Origin of the sequence: Streptomyces sp. NPDC004266 (genome assembly GCF_042874095.1) — a bacterium.
Taxonomy (GTDB): Bacteria; Actinomycetota; Actinomycetes; order Streptomycetales; family Streptomycetaceae; genus Streptomyces.
On sequence record NZ_JBIAMM010000004.1, the window covers coordinates 296067 to 318009 of the forward strand.

Genomic DNA, 21943 nt, shown 5'->3' on the forward strand with positions numbered 1-21943 from the left:
CGCCCGGTGCGTGCGCCTCGCGGCACCGGCCTGTTCTCCCCGGTGCTGCGTCCAGCTTCCCCATCGGCGCTGCCGTCCCGCTTGCGTACCGCTAACGATTCGCTGTCAGCCGCGAGAGACGCGCCGCCGCCCGCGCCGAACCCTCGGTGAAACCGGCCGCGTCGGCCGCGACGATCGCACGTTCCAACTGGTCGGCGGCCTCTTCGAGACGACCGATACCGGCCAGCGCCTCGCCCAGGGTGATCTGCAGCGAGGCCCGGATGACCACCGCGTCGGGCGCGACCAGTTCCCCGGCGCGAAGAGTGTGCGCGAGCGCCGCCTCGTACTCCTCCGCCTTCAGGCAGTGGCCCGCCAGGTGCTGGAGGGTCAGCACCTGGGTGGACGGGTGGCCGGTGCGGTCGGCGAGGTCGACGGCGTGCAGCATGAGCAGGCCGGCCCGCTCGTGCTCGCCGGTCGCGTCCAGGACGGCGGCGTGGTTGACGTACGCGATGGCCTCGCTGATCGGATCGCCGGCCCGGGCGGCCAGCCCGGGCGCCTTCTCCAGGTGGACCAGGGCCTCGGCGCTCCGGCCCTCCTCGTGCAGGATCCAGCCGAGCAGGGCACGCGCGCGTGACTGCGCGTCGAGGTCGCCGACCGCCTCGGCCGAGGCGAGCCCGGCCTCCAGGAGCGGGGTCCAGCCGTCCCCGATCCGCCGGAGCATCAGCGGCCACGGCACGAGCGCCAGCCGCCAGGCCCGGTCGTGCATCCCGAGGGCGGCCGCGGCGGCGACCGCGCCCTCCAGGGCGGGGCGCTCGGCCGCGTACCAGTCGAGCGCCGCCGTACGGTCCTCGAACTCCCTCGTCGCGGCGGGCCGTCGGGCGTCGGCGGGCAGCGCGTAGCAGGGCTGCGAGCCGGGCTCGGCGGCGGCGTCGGCCGCGAGGCCCGTGTAGAGGTAGTGGTCGAGGAGCCGGGGCAGGCCCTCGGGGTCGGCCTGCGGGGCGAGATGGCGCGCGTAGAGGCGCACCAGGTCGTGCGGTGTCCAGCGGCCGGGGACGGCCTCGGTGAGCAGGTGCGCGGCGGCGAGCCGGTCCAGGTCGGCGGAGGCCTGCCCGGGCGCCGTCCCGGCGAGCGCGCCCGCCGCGAACCGGTCCAGGTCGGATCCGGTGTGCAGGCCGATCGCGCGGAACATCCGGGCGGCGGACTCGGGCAGCTGCTGCACGGTGAGGCGCAGCGCGGCGGAGACGCCGCGGTCCTCCACGTCGAGCAGCGCCAACCGGCTCTGCTCGTCGGCGAGTTCGCCGACCATCGCGTCGAGCGTCCACTGCGGCCGCTCGGCCAGGCGGGCCGCCGTCACCCGGAGGGCGAGCGGCAGGCCGTCGCAGAGCCGGGCGAGGCGGGTGGCGGCGGCCGGTTCGGCGGCGACCCGCTCCTCGCCGAGCACGGTCGTGAGCAGGGCGGCCGAGGCGGCCGCCTTGAGGTGCCCGAGCGGCACGGGGCGGGCGGCGTCGGAGGCGATGAGGCCGCCGAGCCGGTCGCGGCTGGTGACGACGGTCGCGCAGTGGTCGCCGCCGGGCAGCAGCGGCCGGACCTGCTCGGAGGAGCGGGCGTTGTCGAGGACGACCAGCAGCCGGCGTCCGGCGGTGAGGGAGCGGAACAGCGCTCCGCGCGCGTCGACGGTCTCGGGGATCCGCTGCGGCGAGACGCCGAGGGCGAGCAGGAACTCCCGCAGGACGGCGGCCGTCTCGGGCGCCGGGGTCTCGCTGAAGCCGCGCAGGTCGGCGAAGAGCCGCCCGTCGGGGAAGTCGGCGCGCCGCTCGTAGGCCCAGTGGACGGCGAACGCGGTCTTGCCGACGCCGGCCGGCCCCGTGACGAGACAGACGGGACCGTCCCCGGCACGCACGGCACGGTCGAGCGCGGCCAGCTCGGCCCCGCGGCCGGTGAAGCCGCGCGGCGCCCGCGGCAGGCCCTCCGGCGCCGGGGCCCTGACCTCGACGGCGGGACGGGGCGGGGAGACGGGCGCGGCGGAGCGGAGCAGCGTCGCGTACGCCTCGCTGAGGGTCTCGCCGGGGTCGACCCCCAGCTCCTCGACGAGCAGCCGCCGGGTCCTGTGGTACCAGTCGATCGCGTCCGACTGCCGGCCGGAGCGGGCGAGCGCCAGCATCAGCGCGGCGGCCAGGGACTCGCGCAGCGGGTGGGCGACGGCCTCGGTGCGCAGGACGGCGGCGGCCCTGCCGTGCTCGCCGAGCTGCCCGTACGCCTCCGCCAGCGCCTCCACCGACGCGAGCCGCATCTCCTCAAGGCCGCTCGCGGCGGCTTCGAGGGGCCTGCTGTGCACGGTGCCGGTGAGCGCGGGCCCCTGCCAGTACGACAGCGCCTCCCGCAGCATCCGCACTGCGTCGGCGGGCCGGCGCTGGACACCGGCGAGACCGACGAGCTCCTCGAAGCGGTGGGCGTCCACGAGCGACTCGGGCATCCGGAGCACATACGCCGAACCCTGCGTCGCGAGCTCGACCCCGTACGCCTCGGCCCCGTGCTCGGCGAGCAGCGCCCGCAGCCGCGAGACGTGCCCCTGGAGGACGGTCTTGGCGTGGGTGGGCGGCTCCTCCTCCCACAGGGCGTCGATCAACTGGCCGACGTTCACGGCACTGTTGGGCCTCAGCAGCAGCATGGCCAGCAGACTGGACCGCTTGGCGGGCCCCAAGGCTACGTCCCTGTCCTCCGTCACCAACGCGACGGAGCCGAGCAGCCGGAACTCCACCTGTATACCTCCGCGATCCCTCTCCCCCATTTCCGAGGAATCGAGGATACGTGGGACGGGAGGACCGCCCGCGCCGAGGCGGGGCGGCGCACCGCCACCACCGGGTGGCCTTGATCACACCGCCCCGGCCGCCCGCCTGCCGGCCGTGGCCGCCCGCACGGCCCCGGACTGCGTGCCGTGCGTGCCGGACGACGACCACCTGCCGCACGAGCCCCTGTTCCCCGCCGACCCCGCGTGGCGAAATCGGCGCCCGCCGCGCCCTCCCCACCGCAAAGGCCGCCCGACCCGCTCCTCCGCGGCTCGGACGGCCTTTCGCCGGACGTGTCAGACGTTGAAGCGGAACTCCACGACGTCGCCGTCCTGCATGACGTACTCCTTGCCCTCCATGCGGGCCTTGCCGGCCGCGCGGGCCTCGGCGACCGAGCCGGTGGCGACGAGGTCGGCGAAGGAGATGACCTCGGCCTTGATGAAGCCCTTCTGGAAGTCGGTGTGGATGACACCGGCCGCCTCGGGGGCCGTCGCGCCCTGCTTGATCGTCCAGGCGCGGGATTCCTTCGGGCCGGCCGTCAGGTAGGTCTGGAGGCCGAGGGTGGCGAAGCCGACGCGGGCGAGGGTGGCGAGGCCGGGCTCCTCGGCGCCGACGGACTGGAGGAGCTCCATGGCGTCCTCCTCGTCGAGCTCGGCGAGGTCCTGCTCCAGCTTGGCGTTGAGGAAGATCGCCTCGGCCGGGGCGACCAGGGCGCTCTGCTCGGCCTTGAAGTCGTCGTCCGTCAGCTCGTCCTCGTCCACGTTGAAGACGTACAGGAACGGCTTCGTGGTGAGGAGGTGGAGGTCGTGCAGCAGCTCCGCCTTCTCCGAGCCCTGGACGATGCCCTGCGAGAAGAGGGTGTCGCCCTTCTCCAGGATCGCCTGGGCGGCCTCGACCGCGGCGACCTTGGGCGCCACGTCCTTCTTGATCCGGGACTCCTTCTGGAGGCGCGGGAGGACCTTCTCGATGGTCTGCAGGTCGGCGAGGATCAGCTCGGTGTTGATCGTCTCGATGTCGTCCTTCGGCGAGACCTTGCCGTCGACGTGGACGACGTTCTCGTCCTTGAAGGCGCGGATGACCTGGCAGATCGCGTCCGACTCGCGGATGTTCGCGAGGAACTTGTTGCCCAGGCCCTCGCCCTCGCTCGCGCCGCGCACGATGCCGGCGATGTCGACGAAGTCGACCGTCGCCGGGAGGATGCGCTGGGAGCCGAAGATCTCCGCGAGCTTGGTCAGGCGGGGGTCGGGGACGCCGACGACGCCGACGTTGGGCTCGATCGTGGCGAACGGGTAGTTGGCCGCCAGCACGTCGTTCTTGGTCAGGGCGTTGAACAGGGTCGACTTGCCGACATTCGGCAGACCGACGATTCCGATCGTGAGCGACACGGTGGCGACTTCCTGAAGTGTGGATGGTGGGCCGATCCCCCAGTTTACGGGCGGGCCGAACCGGCCAGTGACGGAGACCTTCGGTCGTTCTCGGGGGCAAGGTCACCCAAAGGGCGTGTCCCGGACCCGGTTCCCGCCCCTTTCGGACCTACGTTGGTCGGGTGGAGCAGCACAGGACAAGTCAGCCGCAAGGCCGCCGAAGGCCGCAGACCCCCACCACGCCGCCGGTCGCACCGCCCGGCGCTCTCGTGGAGGGCGCGGCCGTCTACCGCGTGACCGGCAGAGCCGGCCGCGCGCCCGGTCGCGCCCGCGTGGAGCGGGCCGTGGCCGCCGGCGGCCCGGGGGCCCGCCCGTCCGGGCGGCCCGCCGGGCGCCGGCCCGTGCCGCCGGTCGTCCTCGCCCTGCGCCGACTCCCCTCGCCCCGCCTCACCGGGCTCGGTGCCGGGCTCTTCGCCTCCGCCGTCATGCTGGCCCTCGGTCTCCTCGACCAGCTGCTCCTGGACGGCTCCCCCGTCGTCTACGGGCTGCTGTTCCTGCCGGTCAGCGCCCTGACCGCGCTCTGGGTCCGGACCGCGGACCTGGTCACCGCCCCGATCGGCGTCCCCATCGCCTTCGCCGTCGGCGTCGTCCCCATCGCGGGCGGGACGGGTGGCTTCGGCGGTCAGGCCATGGCCGTCGTGACCGCCCTCGCCGTGCACGCGGGCTGGCTCTACGGCGGCACCCTCGTCGCCGGTCTCATCGCGAGCGTCCGCAAGGTGCGGGACATGGGGCGGCGCCATCAGCGTGCTGCCGCGGCGGCGGGGCGGCGGCCCGTGGCCTAGGGCCTGTCTTTCGGATCCGGGATCCCGGATCCCCGCCCCGCCCTCCCGTTCAGACCAGCCTCGCCGCCGTCCCCGCCGCCATCCCCGCCCCCACGATCCCCGCGCTGTTCTGCAGCTCCGCCGGGACGATCTGCGCGCGGATGCCCTCGATCAGCGGCAGGAACTTGTCCGCCTTGCGGCTCACGCCGCCGCCGATGATGAACAGCTCGGGCGAGAAGAGCATCTCGACGTGCGCGAGGTACTTGCTCACCCGCTTGGTCGCCCAGTGCTCCCAGCTGAGGCCCTCGTCCTCCTTGGCCCTGGTCGAGGCCCGGGTCTCCGCGTCGTGGCCCTTGAGCTCCAGGTGGCCCAGCTCGGTGTTGGGGACGAGCCGGCCGTCGACGAAGACGGCGGAGCCGATGCCCGTGCCGAGGGTCAGCAGGATCACCGTGCCCTTGCGGCCCCGGCCCGCGCCGAAGGTCATCTCCGCGACCCCGGCCGCGTCCGCGTCGTTCAGGACGGTCACCGGGCGCCCGCCGAGGCGGTCGCTGATCAGGGCGCCCGCGTCGACGCCGATCCAGGACTTGTCGACGTTGGCGGCCGTACGGACGGTGGAGCCGGTCACGACGCCCGGGAAGGTCACCCCCACCGGCCCCGTCCAGCCGAAGTGCGCCACGACCTCCGCGACGCAGCCCGCCACACCGTCGGGTGTGGCGGGCTGCGGGGTCGGTACCTTGTGACGCTCCTCGGCGAGCACCCCGTGTGCCAGGTCCACGGGGGCGCCCTTGATGCCCGAGCCGCCGATGTCCACTCCGAAGACGTTCATGGACCCCACGGTAAGGGCAGGCGCGCGGCGTTACTCCTCGACGGGCGCGGCGGGCGCGGCGGCCGCGAGCTTCTCGGCCTCGGCCCGCAGGTCCTTGTTGCGGAGCTCCTTGGGCAGCGAGAAGGTCAGGGACTCGTCCGCCGTCTTGACGATCTCCACGTCCGCGTAGCCGCGCTCGGCGAGCCACTCCAGGACCTCCTGCACCAGGACGTCCGGGACGGAGGCGCCGGAGGAGAGGCCGACGCTGGTCACGCCCTCCAGCCAGGCCTCGTCGATCTCGCTGGCGAAGTCGACCAGGTACGCGGCGGGGACGCCGGCCTGCTTGGCGACCTCGACCATGCGGATCGAGTTGGAGGAGTTCTTCGAGCCGACGACGATCACCAGCTCGGCCTGACCGGCGAGCTCCTTGATGGCGGTCTGGCGGTTCTGCGTGGCGTAGCAGATGTCGTCGGACGGCGGGGAGATCAGCTGCGGGAACTTCTCCTTCAGCGCGTCGACCGTCTCCATCGTCTCGTCGACCGAGAGCGTGGTCTGGGAGAGCCAGACGACCCGGGAGGGGTCGCGGACCTCGACCTTGGCCACGTCCTCGGGGCCGTCGACCAGCTGGATGTGGTCGGGCGCCTCGCCGGAGGTGCCGATGACCTCCTCGTGGCCCTCGTGGCCGATGAGGAGGATGTCGAAGTCCTCCTTGGCGAAGCGGACGGCTTCCTTGTGGACCTTGGTGACCAGGGGGCAGGTGGCGTCGATGGTCGCGAGCCGGCCCACGCGGGCCTCCTCGTGGACGGTGGGGGCGACGCCGTGCGCGGAGAACATCACGATGTTGCCCGGCGGCACCTCGGTCGCCTGGTCGACGAAGATCGCGCCCTTCCGCTCCAGCGTCTGGACCACGTACTTGTTGTGGACGATCTCGTGCCGGACGTAGATCGGCGCCCCGTACTGCTCCAGGGCCTTCTCGACGGCGATCACGGCACGGTCCACGCCCGCGCAGTAGCCGCGGGGAGCGGCGAGCAGGACACGCTTCGGGCGGTTCGTCGCGGAGGCGGCATCGGGCGTCGGCGCGGGCGTTGCAGTCATGCGTCCCATCGTAAGGCCGCGTCGGTGAGCGGTTGGAGCGGCGCCGTGGCCGAAACTGGCGCCATGGCTCAGGAGACGCAGGCGGCGGACCACGAGAGGCTCCGGCGGAATCTCGGCTTCCGCGACCTCGTGGTGTACGGACTGCTGTTCATCGCCCCCATGGCCCCGGTCGGCGTCTTCGGGACGCTCGACGCCAAGTCGCACGGGGCCGTCGCACTCGTGTACGTCGTGGCGACCGTCGCCATGGCGTTCACGGCCTTCAGCTACGCCCAGATGGTGCGGGTCGCGCCGCAGGCCGGCTCCGTCTTCACGTACGCGCGCAAGGGCCTCGGGGAGGGGCCGGGATTCATCGCCGGGTGGATGGCGATGCTCGACTACCTGCTGATCCCGGCCGTCGCCTACCTCTTCGCGGGCATCGCGATGGAGGCGCTGGTCCCGGAGGTGGACCGGTGGGTGTGGACCGGGATCGCCGTGGTGGTCACCACGCTGCTGAACCTGTGGGGCGTGCGGGCGGCGGCCCGGGTCGGCTTCGCGGTGCTCGCGATGGAGATCGTCGTCCTGCTGGTCTTCGTCGTGTCGGCGGTGGTGGTGCTCGTACGGGACGGGGCGCTGCGCGACGGGTGGTCGCCGCTCACCGGTGACACCTCGTTCTCGCTCGCCGCGGTGGTGGGCGCGGTCTCGGTGGCCGTCCTCTCCTACCTGGGCTTCGACGCGATCGCCTCCTTCGCGGAGGAGGTCACGGGCGGCTCGGCGAAGGTGGCGCGGGCGGTGCTGTTCTGCCTGGCGCTGGCGGGCGTCCTGTTCGTGGCCCAGACCTGGCTGGTGGCGCTCCTCGAACCGGTCTCCTCGGCGGAGCTCGCCGCCGACCCGGCCAAGCAGGGCTCGGCCTTCTACGACGCCGTGGACGCCTCGGTCGGCGGCTGGCTGCACGATCTCGTGGCCGTGTCGAAGGCGATCGGCGCGGCCTTCGCGGCGCTCGCGGGGCAGGCGGCGGGCGGCAGGCTGCTGTTCGCGATGGGGCGCGACCGGCGCCTTCCGCACCTCCTGGCCCGCACCGACGGCGGCGTCCCCCGGGTGGCGCTGCTGGTGGCCGCGACCGTGACGATGATCGCGGCGGTGTGGGCGGCGCGCCGGGACGACGGCCTCGACCATCTGGTCTCGGTGGTCGACGTCGGCGCGCTGACCGCCTTCGTCCTGCTGCACGCGAGCGTGGTGGGCTGGTTCGCCGTGCGGCGGGCGGAGGGGCCGCCGCACTGGTTCAGGCACGTCGTGATGCCGGTGGTCGGCGCGGCGATCCTGATCGCGGTGATCGTCGAGGCCTCGGCCGCCGCGCAGGTGGTGGGCGTGGTGTGGCTGGGGGTGGGCCTCGTCGTCCTCGCCTTCCAGGGCGCGACGAGGACGTCCACGCGCGCGTAGGCCTCCACGCGCGCGTAGGCCTCCACGCGCCGGGCACGCCCGGCGCCGCGCGCGGCACGTGCACCTCGCGCCGTACGCGAGGACACGTCCGCGCCGTACACGAGGACACGTCCACGCGCGCGTGTCCCGCCGCTCGGCGCTCCCCGGGCGGGCCGGGCGGCCGCCGTGCGCCCCTGACGTTGTCGTACCGCGCGGTTACGCTCGGTCCATGGGTCTGACTACGTCCGCCGAAGCACCGCTTCCCGTCGGTGAGGTCTCCCGGATGATCGGGGGGTGGATCGACCGCCTCGGGGCGATCTGGGTCGAGGGGCAGATCACGCAGCTGTCGCGGCGCCCCGGCGCCGGGGTCGTCTTCCTGACGCTGCGGGATCCCTCCTACGACGTCTCCATCGGCGTCACCTGCTACCGCCAGGTCTTCGACGCGGTCGCGGACGTCGTCTCGGAGGGCGCCCGGGTCGTCGTGCGCGCCAAGCCCGAGTGGTACGCGCCGCGCGGGCAGCTGTCGCTGCGGGCGGCGGAGATCAAGCCGGTCGGGATCGGCGAGCTGCTCGCCCGGCTCGAACAGCTGAAGCGGACCCTGGCCTCGGAGGGGCTGTTCGCCCTCGACCGGAAGAAGCCGCTGCCGTTCCTGCCGCACCTCGTGGGCCTGGTCTGCGGCCGCGCCTCGGCGGCCGAGCGGGACGTCCTGGAGAACGCGCGCCGTCGCTGGCCGGCCGTCCGCTTCGAGGTGCGGAACGTCGCGGTGCAGGGCGTGAAGGCGGTCCCGCAGGTCGTCGAGGCGGTCAGGGAGCTGGACGCGCACGAGGACGTGGACGTGATCATCGTGGCCCGGGGCGGCGGCAGCGTCGAGGACCTGCTGCCGTTCTCGGACGAGCAGCTGATCCGTACGGTGGCCGACTGCCGTACGCCGGTGGTGTCCGCGATCGGACACGAGCCGGACTCCCCGCTGCTCGACCTGGTGGCCGATCTGCGCGCCTCGACACCGACGGACGCGGCCAAGAAGGTCGTCCCGGACGTCGGGGAGGAGCTGGACCGGGTGCGCGGACTGCGGGACCGGGCGCTGCGGACCGTGCAGGGGCTCCTGGACCGGGAGGAGCGCGGCCTGGCGCACGCGCTCGCGCGGCCCGTCATGGAGCACCCGCAGCGCATGGTGGAGGTCCGCGAGGACGAGGTGGCGGCGCTCCTGGCCCGGAGCCGGCGGGTGCTGGGGCACCTGCTGGACCGGGCGGACTCGGAGCTCTCGCACACGCGGGCGCGGGTCCGGGCGCTGTCGCCCGCCGCGACGATGGAGCGGGGGTACGCGGTGCTCCAGCGGGCGGACGGGGCGGTGGTCCGCTCTCCCGAGGAGGTCGCGGAGGGCGAGGAGCTGCGGGCCCGGGTCGCCGAGGGCGAGTTCACGGTGCGCCGCGTGCCCGACCCGGCCTGAGCGGCGAGCCCGGGGGGAGCCCGGAGGGGGAGCCCCGGGGGCAGCCCGGGGGGAAGCGCCGAGCGAAAACCCTTGGGGGCGGCCCCGAGCGGGAAACGGGCGGCGAGAACAGGCAGTCGAGGAAGAGACGACCGGACACGACGGATGGAGCGGTACATGGCAGCGGGCACGAGCACGGACACGAGCACGGGCGCGGAAGAGGCGGCCCTCGGGTACGAGCAGGCGCGGGACGAGCTGATCGAGGTCGTCCGGCGCCTGGAGGCGGGCGGGACGTCCCTGGAGGAGTCCCTCTCGCTCTGGGAGCGGGGCGAGGAGCTGGCGAAGGTGTGCCGGCTCCGCCTGGAGGGGGCGCGGGCCCGGCTCGACGCCTCGCTGGCGGCGGAGCACGCGGCGGAGGCGGACGAGGAGGAGGACGGCGACGAGTGAGGCGGAGGAGGGCGGGAGGGGCGGGGGCGAGCAGGGCTCAGGCGGGTAGACTCCAAGTGAAACGGATCACTATCCGGATAGATTAGTTGAATTTTCACCAACCTTGGGCGTACTGTCGAGACATCGCTTGAATCTTGTACGAGCGAACCCCCTTGCAGTTCGGAAGGTACGCAGCATGTCTCTCGCCCTCGACGCCGTCGCCCAGGACCTCCTCTTCCGTGAGGCCCGTACCGCCAACACGTTCACCGACGAGCCGGTGACCGACGAGCAGGTCCAGGCGATCTACGACCTGGTGAAGTACGGCCCGACCGCCTTCAACCAGTCCCCGCTGCGCGTCACCCTGGTCCGTTCCCCCGAGGCCCGCGAGCGCCTGGTGAAGCACATGGCCGAGGGCAACCAGGCCAAGACCGCCTCCGCCCCGCTGGTCGCGATCCTCTCCGCCGACAACGAGTTCCACGAGGAGCTCCCGGCGCTGCTCCCGCACTTCCCGCAGGCCAAGGACATGTTCTTCTCCGAGCGCCCGGTCCGCGAGGGCTCCGCGCTGCTGAACGCCGCCCTCCAGGCCGCGTACTTCATCGTGGGCGTCCGCGCCGCCGGCCTGGCCGCCGGTCCGATGACGGGCCTGGACTTCGCCGGCGTCCAGAAGGAGTTCCTGGACGACGACCACACCCCGCTGATGGTCGTCAACATCGGCAAGCCGGGCGAGGACGCCTGGTTCCCGCGCTCCCCGCGCCTCTCGTACGACGAGGTCGTCACCACCGTCTGAGCCTGACGGAACACGGAAACGACGCACGGGAAGGGCCCCGCACTCCACGAGTGCGGGGCCCTTCCTCGCGTCCCGGCGCCTCAGGCCTTCTTCGCCTGGAGCGAGCCGGCCATCTCGGCCAGCCGCTCGAAGGAGGCCGTGCCGGCCACCACGGTGGTCGCGCCGTTCTCCGTACGGACCAGCGCGTCGTACTTGGGGCCCTCCCAGCGCTGCCAGACCCGCCCGGCCACCGTCTGGGTCTTCCCGGTGTTCTTCGCCTTCCGGGTCACCTCGGGCACGAACTTGCCCGGCTCCGTCGTCGACTGGTTGACCGCCACGTACTGGGTGTCCGGGGAGAGGAAACCGAGCTGCCAGGCATCGCCCTCCTCGCGCTTGTACGAGACGACCGTCGCCTTCCATCCCTCGCCGAGGCCCTCGGGGGCCAGCACCGGATACGGCGCCGCCCGCTGGGCCGTGAGGAGCTCCACCCGGTAGTCCTTCGCCTTGACCGGTTCGGCGCTCTCGTCGTGCGGGATGAAGAGATACATCACACCCGCGGCGACCATGATCACCCCGAGGGACTGGAACATCCCGCGTACCGTCTGCCTGCCTCGCATACCTGCCACGCCCACCATGGTCGCATCATGGTGTCTTGCTCATACGTGGGCCCCTCTGCTCATTTTGTCGACGTACCGATAGAGTCGCAGCACCCTCTTTTTCCCGGCCGTCGCCGTACAGAAAGGTGCGTTCCGATGACCGAGCACCACCACCTTCCGCCCGAGCTTGTCGTTTCCCCCGAGGCCCCCGACCGCAACCTCGCCCTGGAGCTGGTCCGCGTCACCGAGGCCGCCGCCATGGCCGCCGGCCGTTGGGTCGGCCGCGGCGACAAGATCGGCGCGGACGGGGCGGCGGTCAACGCCATGCGGACCCTGATCTCCACCGTCTCGATGAACGGCGTCGTCGTCATCGGCGAGGGCGAGAAGGACGAAGCCCCCATGCTCTTCAACGGCGAGCGGGTCGGCGACGGCACCGGCGCCGAGGTCGACATCGCGGTCGACCCGATCGACGGCACCACGCTCAACGCGAAGGGCATGCCGAACGCGATCGCCGTCCTGGCCGCCGCCGACCGCGGCACCATGTTCGACCCGTCCGCGGTCTTCTACATGGACAAGCTGGTCACCGGCCCGGAGGCCGCCGACTTCGTCGACATCAACGCCCCCGTCTCGGTCAACATCCGCCGGGTCGCGAAGGCGAAGAACTCCTCCCCCGAGGACATCACGGTCGTCATCCTGGACCGCCCGCGTCACGAGGGCATCGTCAAGGAGATCCGCGAGACCGGCGCCCGGATCAAGTTCATCTCGGACGGCGACGTCGCCGGCTCGATCATGGCCGTCCGCGAGGGCACCGGCGTCGACATGCTCATGGGCATCGGCGGCACCCCCGAGGGCATCATCTCCGCCTGCGCCATCAAGTGCCTCGGCGGCGTGATCCAGGGCAAGCTGTGGCCGAAGGACGAGGCCGAGCGCCAGAAGGCCCTGGACGCGGGCCACGACCTGGACCGCGTGCTCTCCACGAACGACCTGGTCAGCGGCGACAACGTCTTCTTCGTCGCGACCGGCATCACCGACGGCGAGCTGCTGCGCGGCGTGCGCTACCGCGCCGAGACGGCGACCACGCAGTCGCTGGTCATGCGCTCGAAGTCCGGCACGATCCGCCAGATCGACTCGACGCACCGGCTCTCGAAGCTGCGCGCGTACAGCCAGATCGACTTCGACCGGGCGAAGTAGCCGACCGGCCGGGAGCCGGCCGTACGAAGAGGGGCGCCCCCATGTGCGGTGGGGGCGCCCCTTCCCGTACGGACCGGGCGCGGGCCTTCGCGGTCCCGTCAGCCCGCCTGGGCGATCCGCTCGGTCGCGGCCGCCTTCCGCAGCTCCACCTCGCGCCGCCGGCGCCGGGCGAGGACGACGCGGCGCTCCGCCGCCGTGAGCCCGCCCCACACCCCGTACGGCTCGGGCTGGAGCAGCGCGTGCTCCCGGCACTCGACCATCACGGGACAGCGCGCGCAGACCCGCTTGGCCGCCTCCTCGCGGGCGAGCCGCGCGGCGGTCGGCTCCTTGGACGGGGCGAAGAAGAGCCCGGCCTCGTCCCGGCGGCACACCGCCTCCGCGTGCCATGGACCGCCCTCGTCCTCCCGGGCAGGGGCGCGCTGGGGGGGTACGGCGGCGACCTGGAGGGGCTGATGCGGCAGTTGCAGCACGGTCTACTCCTGACGACGGCTTCGCGAGCGAGCGGCGATGCACCAGCCCTACCCGCTGTGCGCGCGCCTATGCACCGCGTGCCCCGCCGTTCCGCACTGCGGATACCCGAGGGCGAATTCCGGTCACCCCCGCGCCTCCTCCTGCGTCAGTGGCCGAGGTGCTTGCGGAGCTTGCCCTGGAGGTCGGTGATCCACTTGCCGCGCTTGGGCCTGGCCTCGACGTTCCCGAAGATCGAGAAGCCGTTGACGACGACGACCGGCGCCTGCGGGTCGGCCCCTTCCAGGGTCACGACCTCGAAGTTCCCGAAGATGCCGCTGCCGTTGCCGCGCAGGCTGATGTTCTCCGGGACCCGCACCTCGACGTTGCCGAAGATGGAGGTGGCGTTGATCGTGGTCAGTCGCTGGGCGAAGATCGCCTCCGTCAGGTCGACCTCGATGTTCCCGAAGAGGGCGAAGGCGTTCGTCCGGCGGCTCACCCGCCAGCGGCCCTTGCGGGTCGTGCTGGAGAAGATCGCGACGAGGTTGTCCGCGGGGCCCTCGGCTTCGTCGGAGCCCCAGGCGAAGGCCGGTTCGGACGCGCGGGCGGTCCGGGCGCCCGGCAGGTCGCGGACGATCGGCTCCAACTCGCCGACGGTCTTGGCCCGGTAGACCGCGTCGATCCGCTCCGAGTGCTCCTCGGCGTCGAGCCGTCCCTCGGCGAGGGCGTCCCCGAGGATGTCCGCGATCCGGTCCCGGTCCGCGTCCGAGGCCCGCAGCGAGCCCTGCGGATCGGCGAAGGCGGGCCCGGCGGGAGCGGGCTCGGCGGGGGCGACCGGCCGCTGCGGCCGCGGCTGCTTCTCGGGTTCGGGCTGCTTTTCGAGGTCCACGGAGCCAGCGTAGCGACACGCGATAGATCGCAACCAGAGGGAACACCCCGGGCCCACCCCCGAACGCCCCGGCCGCGTCCCCTAGGGGACGCGGCCGGGATCCGGCAGAGGACGCGAGTGGGATCCGAACACGCCATTCCGGTGCGTTCCACCCGCCTAGTGAGCCTTACCTCACAGAATCCGGGCCACCCCCGCGTCTTACGCTGGACGGTGCGCCGCCAACGGAGGCGGCGCCGCTGTCTGCCGAGTGAGGAATGGCCGCCGTCATGCCTGAGTTTGCGTACTCCGATCTGCTCCCCCTGGGAGAGGACACCACGCCCTACCGCCTGGTGACCTCCGAAGGTGTCTCCACCTTCGAGGCCGACGGGCGTACGTTCCTCAAGGTCGAGCCGGAGGCGCTGCGCAAGCTGGCCGCCGAGGCCATCCACGACATCCAGCACTTCCTGCGCCCGGCCCACCTGGCCCAGCTGCGCCGGATCATCGACGACCCGGAGGCGTCGGGCAACGACAAGTTCGTCGCGCTCGACCTCCTGAAGAACGCGAACATCGCCGCCGCGGGCGTGCTGCCCATGTGCCAGGACACCGGCACCGCGATCGTCATGGGCAAGCGCGGGCAGAACGTGCTGACCTCCGGCCGTGACGAGGAGGCCCTGTCCAAGGGCGTCTACGACGCGTACACCAAGCTGAACCTGCGCTACTCGCAGATGGCTCCGGTCACCATGTGGGAGGAGAAGAACACCGGCTCGAACCTGCCCGCGCAGATCGAGCTGTACGCGACGGACGGCGGCGCGTACAAGTTCCTCTTCATGGCCAAGGGCGGCGGCTCGGCCAACAAGTCCTTCCTCTACCAGGAGACCAAGGCGGTCCTGAACGAGGCCTCCATGATGAAGTTCCTGGAGGAGAAGATCCGCTCGCTCGGCACGGCCGCCTGCCCGCCGTACCACCTGGCGATCGTCGTCGGCGGCACGAGCGCCGAGTTCGCGCTCAAGACCGCGAAGTACGCCTCCGCGCACTACCTGGACGAGCTGCCCACCGAGGGCTCGGCCGAGACCGGCCACGGCTTCCGGGACAAGGAGCTGGAGGAGAAGGTCTTCGAGCTGACGCAGAGGATCGGCATCGGCGCGCAGTTCGGCGGCAAGTACTTCTGCCACGACGTCCGCGTCGTCCGCCTCCCCCGCCACGGCGCCTCGCTGCCCGTCGCGATCGCCGTCTCCTGCTCGGCCGACCGCCAGGCCGTCGCGAAGATCACCGCCGAGGGCGTCTTCCTCGAGCAGCTGGAGACCGACCCGGCGCGCTTCCTGCCGGAGACGGAGGACTCCCACCTCGACGAGTCCTCGGACGTCGTGAAGATCGACCTCAACCAGCCGATGGACGAGATCCTCGCCGAGCTGACCAAGTACCCGGTCAAGACCCGGCTGTCCCTCAGCGGCCCGCTGGTCGTGGCGCGCGACATCGCGCACGCCAAGATCAAGGAGCGCCTGGACGCGGGCGAGGAGATGCCGCAGTACCTGAAGGACCACCCGGTCTACTACGCGGGCCCGGCGAAGACCCCCGAGGGGTACGCCTCCGGTTCCTTCGGCCCGACGACGGCCGGCCGCATGGACTCGTACGTGGAGCAGTTCCAGGCGGCGGGCGGCTCGAAGGTCATGCTGGCCAAGGGCAACCGGAGCAAGCAGGTCACGGACGCGTGCGGCACGCACGGCGGCTTCTACCTGGGCTCGATCGGCGGCCCGGCGGCCCGTCTCGCGCAGGACTGCATCAAGAAGGTCGAGGTCGTCGAGTACGAGGAGCTCGGCATGGAGGCGGTCTGGAAGATCGAGGTCGAGGACTTCCCGGCGTTCATCGTCGTCGACGACAAGGGCAACGACTTCTTCCAGAACCCGGCGCCCGAGCCGACCTTCACGCACATCCCGGTGCGCGGTCCCGGTCTCGGCTGACCGTCACGGCCCCGGAACCCCCCGGTCCGTCCTCGGACCGGGGGGTTCCGTCGTTCCCGGGTGTCGATCTTCGCTCAGAAAGTCGCTACCGACCGGTAGCCCTCCCGTCACCTACTGGCCAGTATGGGTCGCGAGCATGTCAACCACTGAGCCGGTCGACCCCCTCGGGAGCCCCCCATGCCCTCCGCCAAAGCCACTGCCACGGCCACCACGGCCCTCGGTCTGACGGCCCTCCTCGTCCTCGGCCCGGCGCCCGCCGCCTCCGCCGCCGACCCGGACACCCACGTCACGTCGGCCGCGGCCCTCGCGGACGTCGACTACGCGACCTGGCGCCGCGACGTGGCGGCCGTCGTCGCCGAGGCGCGCCCGTACGTCGAGGCGCGCTCCGAGAACGCCGGCCGCGAGAAGCAGGCCATCGTCCTCGACATCGACAACAGCTCCCTGGAGACGGACTTCCACCCGTTCTGGGAGCTGCCGACCCCGGCCATCGCGGACGTGCGGGCGCTCGTCCGCGACGCCCACGCGCGCGGGGTGGCCGTCTTCTTCGTCACCGCCCGGCCCGGAATCGTCTACTCCCTGACGGACTGGAACCTGAAGAAGGCCGGCTACCCGGTCGACGGGCTGTACGTGCGCTCGCTGCCCGACCTGTTCGGCGAGGTCAGCGCGTACAAGACCGAGAAGCGCGCCGAGATCGAGGCCAAGGGCTACACGATCATCGCGAACATCGGCAACAACACGACCGACCTCGTCGGCGGCCACGCCGAGCGCGCCTTCAAGCTCCCGGACTACGGCGGCAAGCTCTCGTAACGGGCTCAGCGCGTGTTGATGTGGAACTCCATCCGGTCGTAGTCCCCGTCCGGGGTCGTGCGGATGTATCCGCGCGCGTCCTTGAAGTCGCCGGTGCCGCCGGTGACGGCGAGGTCGTAGGCGGCCGGCGCCTGGTTCGTGGTGTCGAGGGTGACGAGGGCCTGGGCGGTGAGCTGGCCGCCCGGTCCGCCGTTCAGGACGATGGTGCCGACGCAGTTCATGTCGGCCTGGTCGCCGGAGACGCGCACCACCGCGCAGGTCACGCCGTCGCGGCCGGTCTTGTCGCCGCCCTTCGTCTTGTAGAGGTCGTCCGCGAAGGCCATGACGTCCCCGACCTTGGGCTGTGGCGCGCTCTCGCCGGCCCCCTGGGCAGGGACCTCCTTGGCGTAGAGCGTGAACTCGAACCCGTCTCCGTCCTCGGCGACGACCGGGACGGCCGCGTACGAGACGGCGGCGAGGGCCGCGGCCGCGCAGACGCCGAGCGCTCCGGTCCTCCTGAAGCTGCGGATCATGTCCTGCCTCCCGTGGGATGGGGTCCCCCTCGGCATGCTTCACATTGTCCGGCGATCACCGCGGCTTCGCCCGTCCGGCGCGATCCGGGCCGCCCGGTCGGGGATCATGGCGCCATGCCAGAGAGAGCACGACCGACGCGCACGGCCGTCCCCGCCGCCCTGGTGGCGGCGGGACTGCTGCTGACCGCCTGCGGGACGACCCCGAAGCCCGACGCCCCGGCCGCCCCGCGGAAGACCGCCCCCGCCCAGCCCACCGCCGGGGCCACCGCCAAGGCCGCCGCCACGCTCGGCGGTCCCGGGACGGCCTGCGCGCTGCCCGTCTCCTTCGGGCTCGCGGAGGGCTGGAAGCCGGAGGCGATCGAGGACCCCGAGAACCCGGAGTTCGCGGCGCTCACCCGGCAGGGCCCGGCCGTCGTGCGCTGCGAGGTCGACGCCAAGCCCACCGGGAACATCGGCTACCTGCGGGTGTGGACGGTCGCGAAGGGCCCGGCCCGGGCCGCTCTCGAAGGCTTCGTGAAGGCGGCGGACAAGCCCTCCGCCGTCACCTACCGGGAGACGCGGGCGGGCGCGCTGGCCGCCACCGAGGTCACGTACACGTCGCGCAGCGCGCTCACGGACGAGGACAAGGAGCAGCGGGCCTTCGCCGTCTCCACCCCGAAGGGCGCGGTCGTCATCGTCCACCTCGGCGGTATGGACACCGACGAGCACCGCGCGATGCTCCCCGCCTACGAGCTGGCGAAGAGCACGGCGAAGGCGCTCTGAGCGTGACCGTGGCCCCCCGTCCCGCACCGGACGGGGGGCCACGGCGCGTGCGGGGCCCCTACGCGAACTTCTGGTTCGCGGAGCCGTCGCAGGTCTGGAGCCGGATCGGCTCCTTCGCCGCGCCCTGGGTGAGGCAGAGGCCGGTCGCGGCCGCGGGGCGGACGGTGGCGCCGTCGCGGACGAACTTCTGGTTGGCGGCTCCGCCGCAGTTCCAGATGATGAGCGCCTTGCCGGTCTGGTAGACGGCGCCCGGCACGTCCAGGCAGCGGTCCTGGGTGAGCTGGGTGTGGAGGGTCTGCCGGGCGGAGTCGTACCACCAGCCCTGGTTGCGGCCGCCGTGGCAGTCCCAGCCGAGGACGGCGGTCCCGTTGGCCGACTCGGCCGCGTTCACGTCCAGACAGTTGCCGGTCGCCTGGTTCTTCAGCGGCTTGTACGCGTCGTCCCAGGCGAGCGGGAAGAGCGTCGGGGTGCCGGAGGAGTTGACGTCGGCGCAGCTCGCCTCGCGCAGGCCCGAGTTGTAGATCTGGGTCAGGCAGGAGGCGAAGGCGCCGTGGCCGCTCTTGTTGGGGTGGAAGGACTGGCGGACGGAGTTCTCGTCGAGGCCGCCGGGCTTGGAGAGGTCGATGTAGAGGCCCCGGGCCCAGGTGTCCTCCATGCAGACCTCGTGGCCGTTGAAGAGCCGCGAGTTGTCGAGGTAGACCGCCCCGGTGTCGGCGGCGACGGCGCGCATGCCGCGCTCGAAGGCCGGGACGGCGGTGTTACGGCCCCACTTGGTGTCGGAGTCGTAGCCCATGCCGCCGCAGGCGAGCTTCCCGGGGAAGTTCGGGTTGTCGTGGAAGTCGGGGCCGATGGGGCTCGGGTAGCCCATGACGACGAGCTTGTAGTCGCCGTCGGCGTATCCGGCGTCGCGCATGACCGTCTTCAGGTCGCGGACGGTCTGCTCGACCTTGGGGACGAGTCCGTCGACGCGGGCCTGCCAGCCGGGGGCGTACTTGGGCTCGCAGGTGCCCTGGCTGAGCACGTAGCGCTGGACGCAGTCGGTCATGACGGGGCCGAACTGCAGGTCGTCGTTGGCGCCGGCGACGAGCAGGACCATCTTGATCCGGGTGTTGCGGGCCTTGATGGCGAGGTTGTCGCTCTGGACGAGCTCGTCGGCGTACTGCTTGGAACCGCCGATCCGGATGTTCCCGGTGTACGCGCCGGAGCAGGACACGTTGAAGGTGAGGTCCGCGGGGATCCCGGTGCGGTGGATGGCGGCGTCCGGGGAGCGGTGGCACCAGTTGGTGGGCCCGTTGGTGGGGGACTCGTACGTGCCGACGCCCTCGCCGGAGATCTCGCTGTCGCCGAGCGAGATCAGGCCGGTCCTGCGCTGGGCGAGCGGACGCTCCTCGGGGCTGCCGTAGATCTTGGTGGCCTCGGCCGCCCGGATCGCCTCCAGCTCGGGGGAGAGCGGTACGGAGGTGATTCCGGCCGCGGTGCTCGTGTCGGCCGCGCCGGCGGGGGCGGCGGCGGTCATGCTGCCGAGGGCCGCCGCGGCGGCCGCCACGGCCGCGACGGACCAGCGGACTCTGGACCTGGTGCGCTTCACTGCGCCTCCTGGAAGTGGGGTTACCCACGGTTTTTACTGGCCGGTACGCGCCTTGGGAATACATCGAACAAGACAAGTGCTCATCTTTTATTGGAGGTTGAGAAACATGAACGACACGGACGGGTACCGCATCGAGCACGACTCCATGGGCGAGGTGCGGGTCCCCGCACACGCCAAGTGGCGTGCCCAGACCCAGCGGGCGGTGGAGAACTTCCCGGTCTCCGGCCAGCGCCTGGAGCGCGCCCACATCGAGGCCCTGGCCCGGATCAAGGCCGCCGCCGCCAAGGTCAACGCCGAGCTCGGCGTGGTCGACGAGGACCGCGCCGAGGCGATCGTCTCGGCCGCGGAGGAGGTCGCCGAGGGCCGCTGGGACGAGCACTTCCCCGTGGACGTCTTCCAGACCGGCTCGGGCACCTCGTCCAACATGAACACCAACGAGGTGATCGCCACCCTCGCCACCGAGCGGCTCCCCGAGGGGCGCGAGGTCCACCCCAACGACCACGTCAACGCCTCGCAGTCCTCGAACGACGTCTTCCCCTCCTCCATCCACATCGCGGCCACCGCCGCCGTCACCCGCGACCTGATCCCCGCCCTCGACCACCTGGCCGCCGCCCTGGAGCGAAAATCAGCCGAATTCGCGTCGGTGGTGAAGTCCGGCCGTACGCATCTGATGGACGCCACCCCGGTCACCCTGGGCCAGGAGTTCGGCGGCTACGCGGCCCAGGTCAGGTACGGCGTCGAGCGCCTGCGCGCCTCGCTCCCCCGCCTCGCCGAACTCCCCCTCGGCGGTACGGCGGTGGGCACCGGCATCAACACCCCGGCCGGCTTCTCCGCGGCCGTCATCGCGGAGGTCGCCCGCGCGACCGGGCTGCCGCTGACGGAGGCCCGCGACCACTTCGAGGCCCAGGGCGCCCGCGACGGCCTGGTGGAGACGTCCGGGCAGCTCCGGACCATCGCCGTCTCCCTCACCAAGATCGCCAACGATCTGCGCTGGATGGCCAGCGGCCCCCGGACCGGCCTCGCCGAGATCAACCTCCCCGACCTCCAGCCCGGCTCCTCGATCATGCCGGGCAAGGTGAACCCGGTGATCCCCGAGGCCGTCCTGATGGTCGCCGCGCAGGTGACCGGAAACGACACCACGGTCGCGGTGGCGGGCGCGGCCGGGAACTTCGAGCTCAACGTGATGCTCCCCGTGATGGCCAAGAACCTGCTGGAATCCGTACGGCTTCTGGCCAACGCCTCCCGGCTCCTCGCCGACCGCACGGTCGACGGCGTCACCGCCAACGCCGAGCGCGCCCGCGAGTACGCCGAGTCCTCGCCCTCCGTGGTCACCCCGCTGAACAAGTACATCGGCTACGAGGAGGCCGCCAAGGTCGCGAAGAGGTCCCTCGCCGAGCGGAAGACCATCCGCGAGGTGGTGCTGGAGTCCGGCTACGTCGAGCGGGGCGACCTCACCGTCGAGCAACTGGACGAGGCGCTGGACGTGCTGCGGATGACTCATCCGTGACCTGCGCCGCAGCGCCGATGGGAGCGCGCCCCTAAGATCTGCGCATGACAGGATCGGACGGCTCCCAGCACTGGGCGCCAGGGGAGCACATCCTCTGGCGCTACCGCGGCAACGGCACCGGAGACGTGGCCATCTGCCGACCGGTGACCGTCGTCCAGGACACGCCCGAACTGCTCGCCGTCTGGATGGCGCCCGGCACCGAGTGCGTGCGGCCGGTGCTCGCCGACGGCACCCCCGTGCACGACGAGCCGCTCGCCACCCGCTACACCGCCCCGCGCACCACCGAGCGCGCCCACTGGTCCGGCACCGGGGTCCTCAAGCTGGCCCGGCCGAAGGACCCCTGGTCGGTGTGGCTGTTCTGGGAGCGCGGCTGGCGCTTCCGCAGCTGGTACGTGAACCTGGAGGAGCCCCGGACCCGCTGGACCGGCGGCATCGACTCCGAGGACCACTTCCTCGACATCTCCGTCTACCCCGACCGCAGCTGGCTGTGGCGGGACGAGGACGAGTTCGCCCAGGCCCAGCGGGCCGGGCTGATGGGGCCCGAACAGGCCGCGCGGGTCCTGGCCGCCGGGCAGGACGCGGTGGAGCTGATCACCTCCTGGGGGACGCCGTTCGCGGACGGCTGGGAGGACTGGCGGCCCGATCCCGCCTGGTCGGTGCCGGCGCTCCCGGCGGACTGGGACCGCACTCCGGCGCACACGGCTCCGTGAGACCCTTGATGCGCCCCCGGGGTTCAAACGTAGGATCGTCCTCCGCAAGGCCGACACCGAGCGAAGAGCACGTCAGACCGACCGAACAGCACGTCAAAGGCGTCATCCAGCGCAGGAACTGACCACAAGTCATC

At 72.2% G+C, this 21943-nt stretch carries 20 protein-coding genes; 11 read left to right on the plus strand and 9 right to left on the minus strand.

Translation table 11 applies throughout. The annotated features are described in order from the left end of the window. Positions 1-91 precede the first annotated feature (91 nt). Positions 92-2737 (minus strand): BTAD domain-containing putative transcriptional regulator, encoded by a 2646-nt coding sequence (locus ACFYUZ_RS12550; RefSeq protein ID WP_389308186.1) that lies wholly within the window; start codon positions 2735-2737, stop codon positions 92-94. A gap of 324 nt (positions 2738-3061) precedes the next feature. Beyond that, positions 3062-4150 carry a redox-regulated ATPase YchF gene (ychF, locus tag ACFYUZ_RS12555; RefSeq protein WP_389308188.1) on the minus strand — a complete coding sequence of 363 codons (1089 nt, stop codon included), beginning with the start codon at positions 4148-4150 and terminating at the stop codon, positions 3062-3064. Between the two features lie 161 nt (positions 4151-4311). On the opposite strand from ychF, the gene ACFYUZ_RS12560 reads away from it, so the two are divergent. Further along, positions 4312-4971 (plus strand): DUF6542 domain-containing protein, encoded by a 660-nt coding sequence (locus ACFYUZ_RS12560; RefSeq protein ID WP_389308190.1) that lies wholly within the window; start codon positions 4312-4314, stop codon positions 4969-4971. Between the two features lie 49 nt (positions 4972-5020). Here ACFYUZ_RS12560 and ppgK read toward each other — a convergent pair whose 3' ends face one another. Both ppgK and ACFYUZ_RS12570 read right to left on the minus strand, forming a co-directional pair. Beyond that, a complete protein-coding gene (gene ppgK / locus ACFYUZ_RS12565) occupies positions 5021-5776 on the minus strand; it encodes a polyphosphate--glucose phosphotransferase (RefSeq protein ID WP_389308192.1) in 756 nt (251 codons plus the stop codon). A gap of 30 nt (positions 5777-5806) precedes the next feature. Beyond that, positions 5807-6859, minus strand: coding sequence for a 4-hydroxy-3-methylbut-2-enyl diphosphate reductase (locus ACFYUZ_RS12570; protein WP_389308194.1), 1053 nt, complete (start codon positions 6857-6859; stop codon positions 5807-5809). Between the two features lie 54 nt (positions 6860-6913). Here ACFYUZ_RS12570 and ACFYUZ_RS12575 point away from each other — a divergent pair, with 54 nt between their 5' ends. The 4 genes from ACFYUZ_RS12575 (at position 6914) to ACFYUZ_RS12590 (ending at position 10884) form a co-directional block, all read left to right on the plus strand. Next, positions 6914-8266: an APC family permease gene (locus ACFYUZ_RS12575; protein WP_389308195.1), complete on the plus strand. Its 1353-nt coding sequence runs from the start codon at positions 6914-6916 to the stop codon at positions 8264-8266. Between the two features lie 208 nt (positions 8267-8474). Then, positions 8475-9692 carry an exodeoxyribonuclease VII large subunit gene (gene xseA / locus ACFYUZ_RS12580; protein WP_389308196.1) on the plus strand — a complete coding sequence of 406 codons (1218 nt, stop codon included), beginning with the start codon at positions 8475-8477 and terminating at the stop codon, positions 9690-9692. A gap of 156 nt (positions 9693-9848) precedes the next feature. Continuing rightward, the gene (locus ACFYUZ_RS12585; RefSeq protein WP_389308198.1) at positions 9849-10118 is read left to right on the plus strand and encodes an exodeoxyribonuclease VII small subunit; all 270 of its coding nucleotides are present in this window, start codon (positions 9849-9851) and stop codon (positions 10116-10118) included. 175 nt (positions 10119-10293) lie between these two features. After that, the gene (locus tag ACFYUZ_RS12590) at positions 10294-10884 is read left to right on the plus strand and encodes a malonic semialdehyde reductase (RefSeq protein WP_389308200.1); all 591 of its coding nucleotides are present in this window, start codon (positions 10294-10296) and stop codon (positions 10882-10884) included. 80 nt (positions 10885-10964) lie between these two features. Here the strand turns inward: ACFYUZ_RS12590 and ACFYUZ_RS12595 are convergent, their stop codons facing one another. Beyond that, positions 10965-11498, minus strand: coding sequence for a DUF4245 domain-containing protein (locus tag ACFYUZ_RS12595; protein WP_389308202.1), 534 nt, complete (start codon positions 11496-11498; stop codon positions 10965-10967). Positions 11499-11615: 117 nt separating this feature from the next. Here ACFYUZ_RS12595 and glpX point away from each other — a divergent pair, with 117 nt between their 5' ends. Beyond that, positions 11616-12650 carry a class II fructose-bisphosphatase gene (gene glpX / locus ACFYUZ_RS12600; RefSeq protein ID WP_093874272.1) on the plus strand — a complete coding sequence of 345 codons (1035 nt, stop codon included), beginning with the start codon at positions 11616-11618 and terminating at the stop codon, positions 12648-12650. A gap of 98 nt (positions 12651-12748) precedes the next feature. Here the strand turns inward: glpX and ACFYUZ_RS12605 are convergent, their stop codons facing one another. Together ACFYUZ_RS12605 and ACFYUZ_RS12610 are read right to left on the minus strand one after the other, a co-directional pair. Continuing rightward, positions 12749-13120 carry a WhiB family transcriptional regulator gene (locus ACFYUZ_RS12605; RefSeq protein ID WP_352016757.1) on the minus strand — a complete coding sequence of 124 codons (372 nt, stop codon included), beginning with the start codon at positions 13118-13120 and terminating at the stop codon, positions 12749-12751. 146 nt (positions 13121-13266) lie between these two features. Then, positions 13267-13986, minus strand: coding sequence for a DUF1707 domain-containing protein (locus ACFYUZ_RS12610; protein ID WP_389308205.1), 720 nt, complete (start codon positions 13984-13986; stop codon positions 13267-13269). Between the two features lie 266 nt (positions 13987-14252). Here ACFYUZ_RS12610 and ACFYUZ_RS12615 point away from each other — a divergent pair, with 266 nt between their 5' ends. Together ACFYUZ_RS12615 and ACFYUZ_RS12620 are read left to right on the plus strand one after the other, a co-directional pair. After that, complete coding sequence (locus ACFYUZ_RS12615) at positions 14253-15923, plus strand: fumarate hydratase (protein WP_389308207.1); 1671 nt, start codon at positions 14253-14255, stop codon at positions 15921-15923. Between the two features lie 177 nt (positions 15924-16100). Next, positions 16101-16730, plus strand: a complete 630-nt coding sequence (locus tag ACFYUZ_RS12620; RefSeq protein WP_389308209.1) for an HAD family acid phosphatase — start codon at positions 16101-16103, stop codon at positions 16728-16730. A 5-nt stretch (positions 16731-16735) separates the two neighbouring features. Here ACFYUZ_RS12620 and ACFYUZ_RS12625 read toward each other — a convergent pair whose 3' ends face one another. Continuing rightward, on the minus strand, positions 16736-17242 hold the full coding sequence (locus ACFYUZ_RS12625; RefSeq protein ID WP_389308211.1) for a hypothetical protein: 507 nt from the start codon (positions 17240-17242) through the stop codon (positions 16736-16738). Positions 17243-17356: 114 nt separating this feature from the next. Between ACFYUZ_RS12625 and ACFYUZ_RS12630 the strand changes: the two genes are divergently transcribed. Continuing rightward, complete coding sequence (locus tag ACFYUZ_RS12630) at positions 17357-18004, plus strand: lipoprotein (protein WP_389308213.1); 648 nt, start codon at positions 17357-17359, stop codon at positions 18002-18004. Positions 18005-18062: 58 nt separating this feature from the next. On the opposite strand, the gene ACFYUZ_RS12635 is transcribed toward ACFYUZ_RS12630, so the two are convergent. Beyond that, positions 18063-19592 (minus strand): ricin-type beta-trefoil lectin domain protein, encoded by a 1530-nt coding sequence (locus ACFYUZ_RS12635; protein WP_389308215.1) that lies wholly within the window; start codon positions 19590-19592, stop codon positions 18063-18065. A 106-nt stretch (positions 19593-19698) separates the two neighbouring features. Between ACFYUZ_RS12635 and ACFYUZ_RS12640 the strand changes: the two genes are divergently transcribed. Together ACFYUZ_RS12640 and ACFYUZ_RS12645 are read left to right on the plus strand one after the other, a co-directional pair. After that, complete coding sequence (locus ACFYUZ_RS12640) at positions 19699-21099, plus strand: class II fumarate hydratase (protein ID WP_389308217.1); 1401 nt, start codon at positions 19699-19701, stop codon at positions 21097-21099. A 44-nt stretch (positions 21100-21143) separates the two neighbouring features. Then, complete coding sequence (locus ACFYUZ_RS12645) at positions 21144-21809, plus strand: DUF402 domain-containing protein (RefSeq protein WP_389308218.1); 666 nt, start codon at positions 21144-21146, stop codon at positions 21807-21809. Positions 21810-21943: the final 134 nt, after the last annotated feature.

What these genes read in the sequence shown, in the direction of transcription:
- ppgK (WP_389308192.1), bottom strand. Translation starts at nt 5,776, where the DNA reads ATGAACGTCTTCGGAGTGGACATCGGCGGCTCGGGCATCAAGGGCGCC.
- ACFYUZ_RS12570 (WP_389308194.1), bottom strand. Translation starts at nt 6,859, where the DNA reads ATGGGACGCATGACTGCAACGCCCGCGCCGACGCCCGATGCCGCCTCC.
- ACFYUZ_RS12575 (WP_389308195.1), top strand. Translation starts at nt 6,914, where the DNA reads ATGGCTCAGGAGACGCAGGCGGCGGACCACGAGAGGCTCCGGCGGAAT.
- xseA (WP_389308196.1), top strand. Translation starts at nt 8,475, where the DNA reads ATGGGTCTGACTACGTCCGCCGAAGCACCGCTTCCCGTCGGTGAGGTC.
- ACFYUZ_RS12585 (WP_389308198.1), top strand. Translation starts at nt 9,849, where the DNA reads ATGGCAGCGGGCACGAGCACGGACACGAGCACGGGCGCGGAAGAGGCG.
- ACFYUZ_RS12590 (WP_389308200.1), top strand. Translation starts at nt 10,294, where the DNA reads ATGTCTCTCGCCCTCGACGCCGTCGCCCAGGACCTCCTCTTCCGTGAG.
- ACFYUZ_RS12595 (WP_389308202.1), bottom strand. Translation starts at nt 11,498, where the DNA reads ATGGTGGGCGTGGCAGGTATGCGAGGCAGGCAGACGGTACGCGGGATG.
- glpX (WP_093874272.1), top strand. Translation starts at nt 11,616, where the DNA reads ATGACCGAGCACCACCACCTTCCGCCCGAGCTTGTCGTTTCCCCCGAG.
- ACFYUZ_RS12615 (WP_389308207.1), top strand. Translation starts at nt 14,253, where the DNA reads ATGCCTGAGTTTGCGTACTCCGATCTGCTCCCCCTGGGAGAGGACACC.
- ACFYUZ_RS12620 (WP_389308209.1), top strand. Translation starts at nt 16,101, where the DNA reads ATGCCCTCCGCCAAAGCCACTGCCACGGCCACCACGGCCCTCGGTCTG.
- ACFYUZ_RS12625 (WP_389308211.1), bottom strand. Translation starts at nt 17,242, where the DNA reads ATGATCCGCAGCTTCAGGAGGACCGGAGCGCTCGGCGTCTGCGCGGCC.
- ACFYUZ_RS12630 (WP_389308213.1), top strand. Translation starts at nt 17,357, where the DNA reads ATGCCAGAGAGAGCACGACCGACGCGCACGGCCGTCCCCGCCGCCCTG.
- ACFYUZ_RS12640 (WP_389308217.1), top strand. Translation starts at nt 19,699, where the DNA reads ATGAACGACACGGACGGGTACCGCATCGAGCACGACTCCATGGGCGAG.
- ACFYUZ_RS12645 (WP_389308218.1), top strand. Translation starts at nt 21,144, where the DNA reads ATGACAGGATCGGACGGCTCCCAGCACTGGGCGCCAGGGGAGCACATC.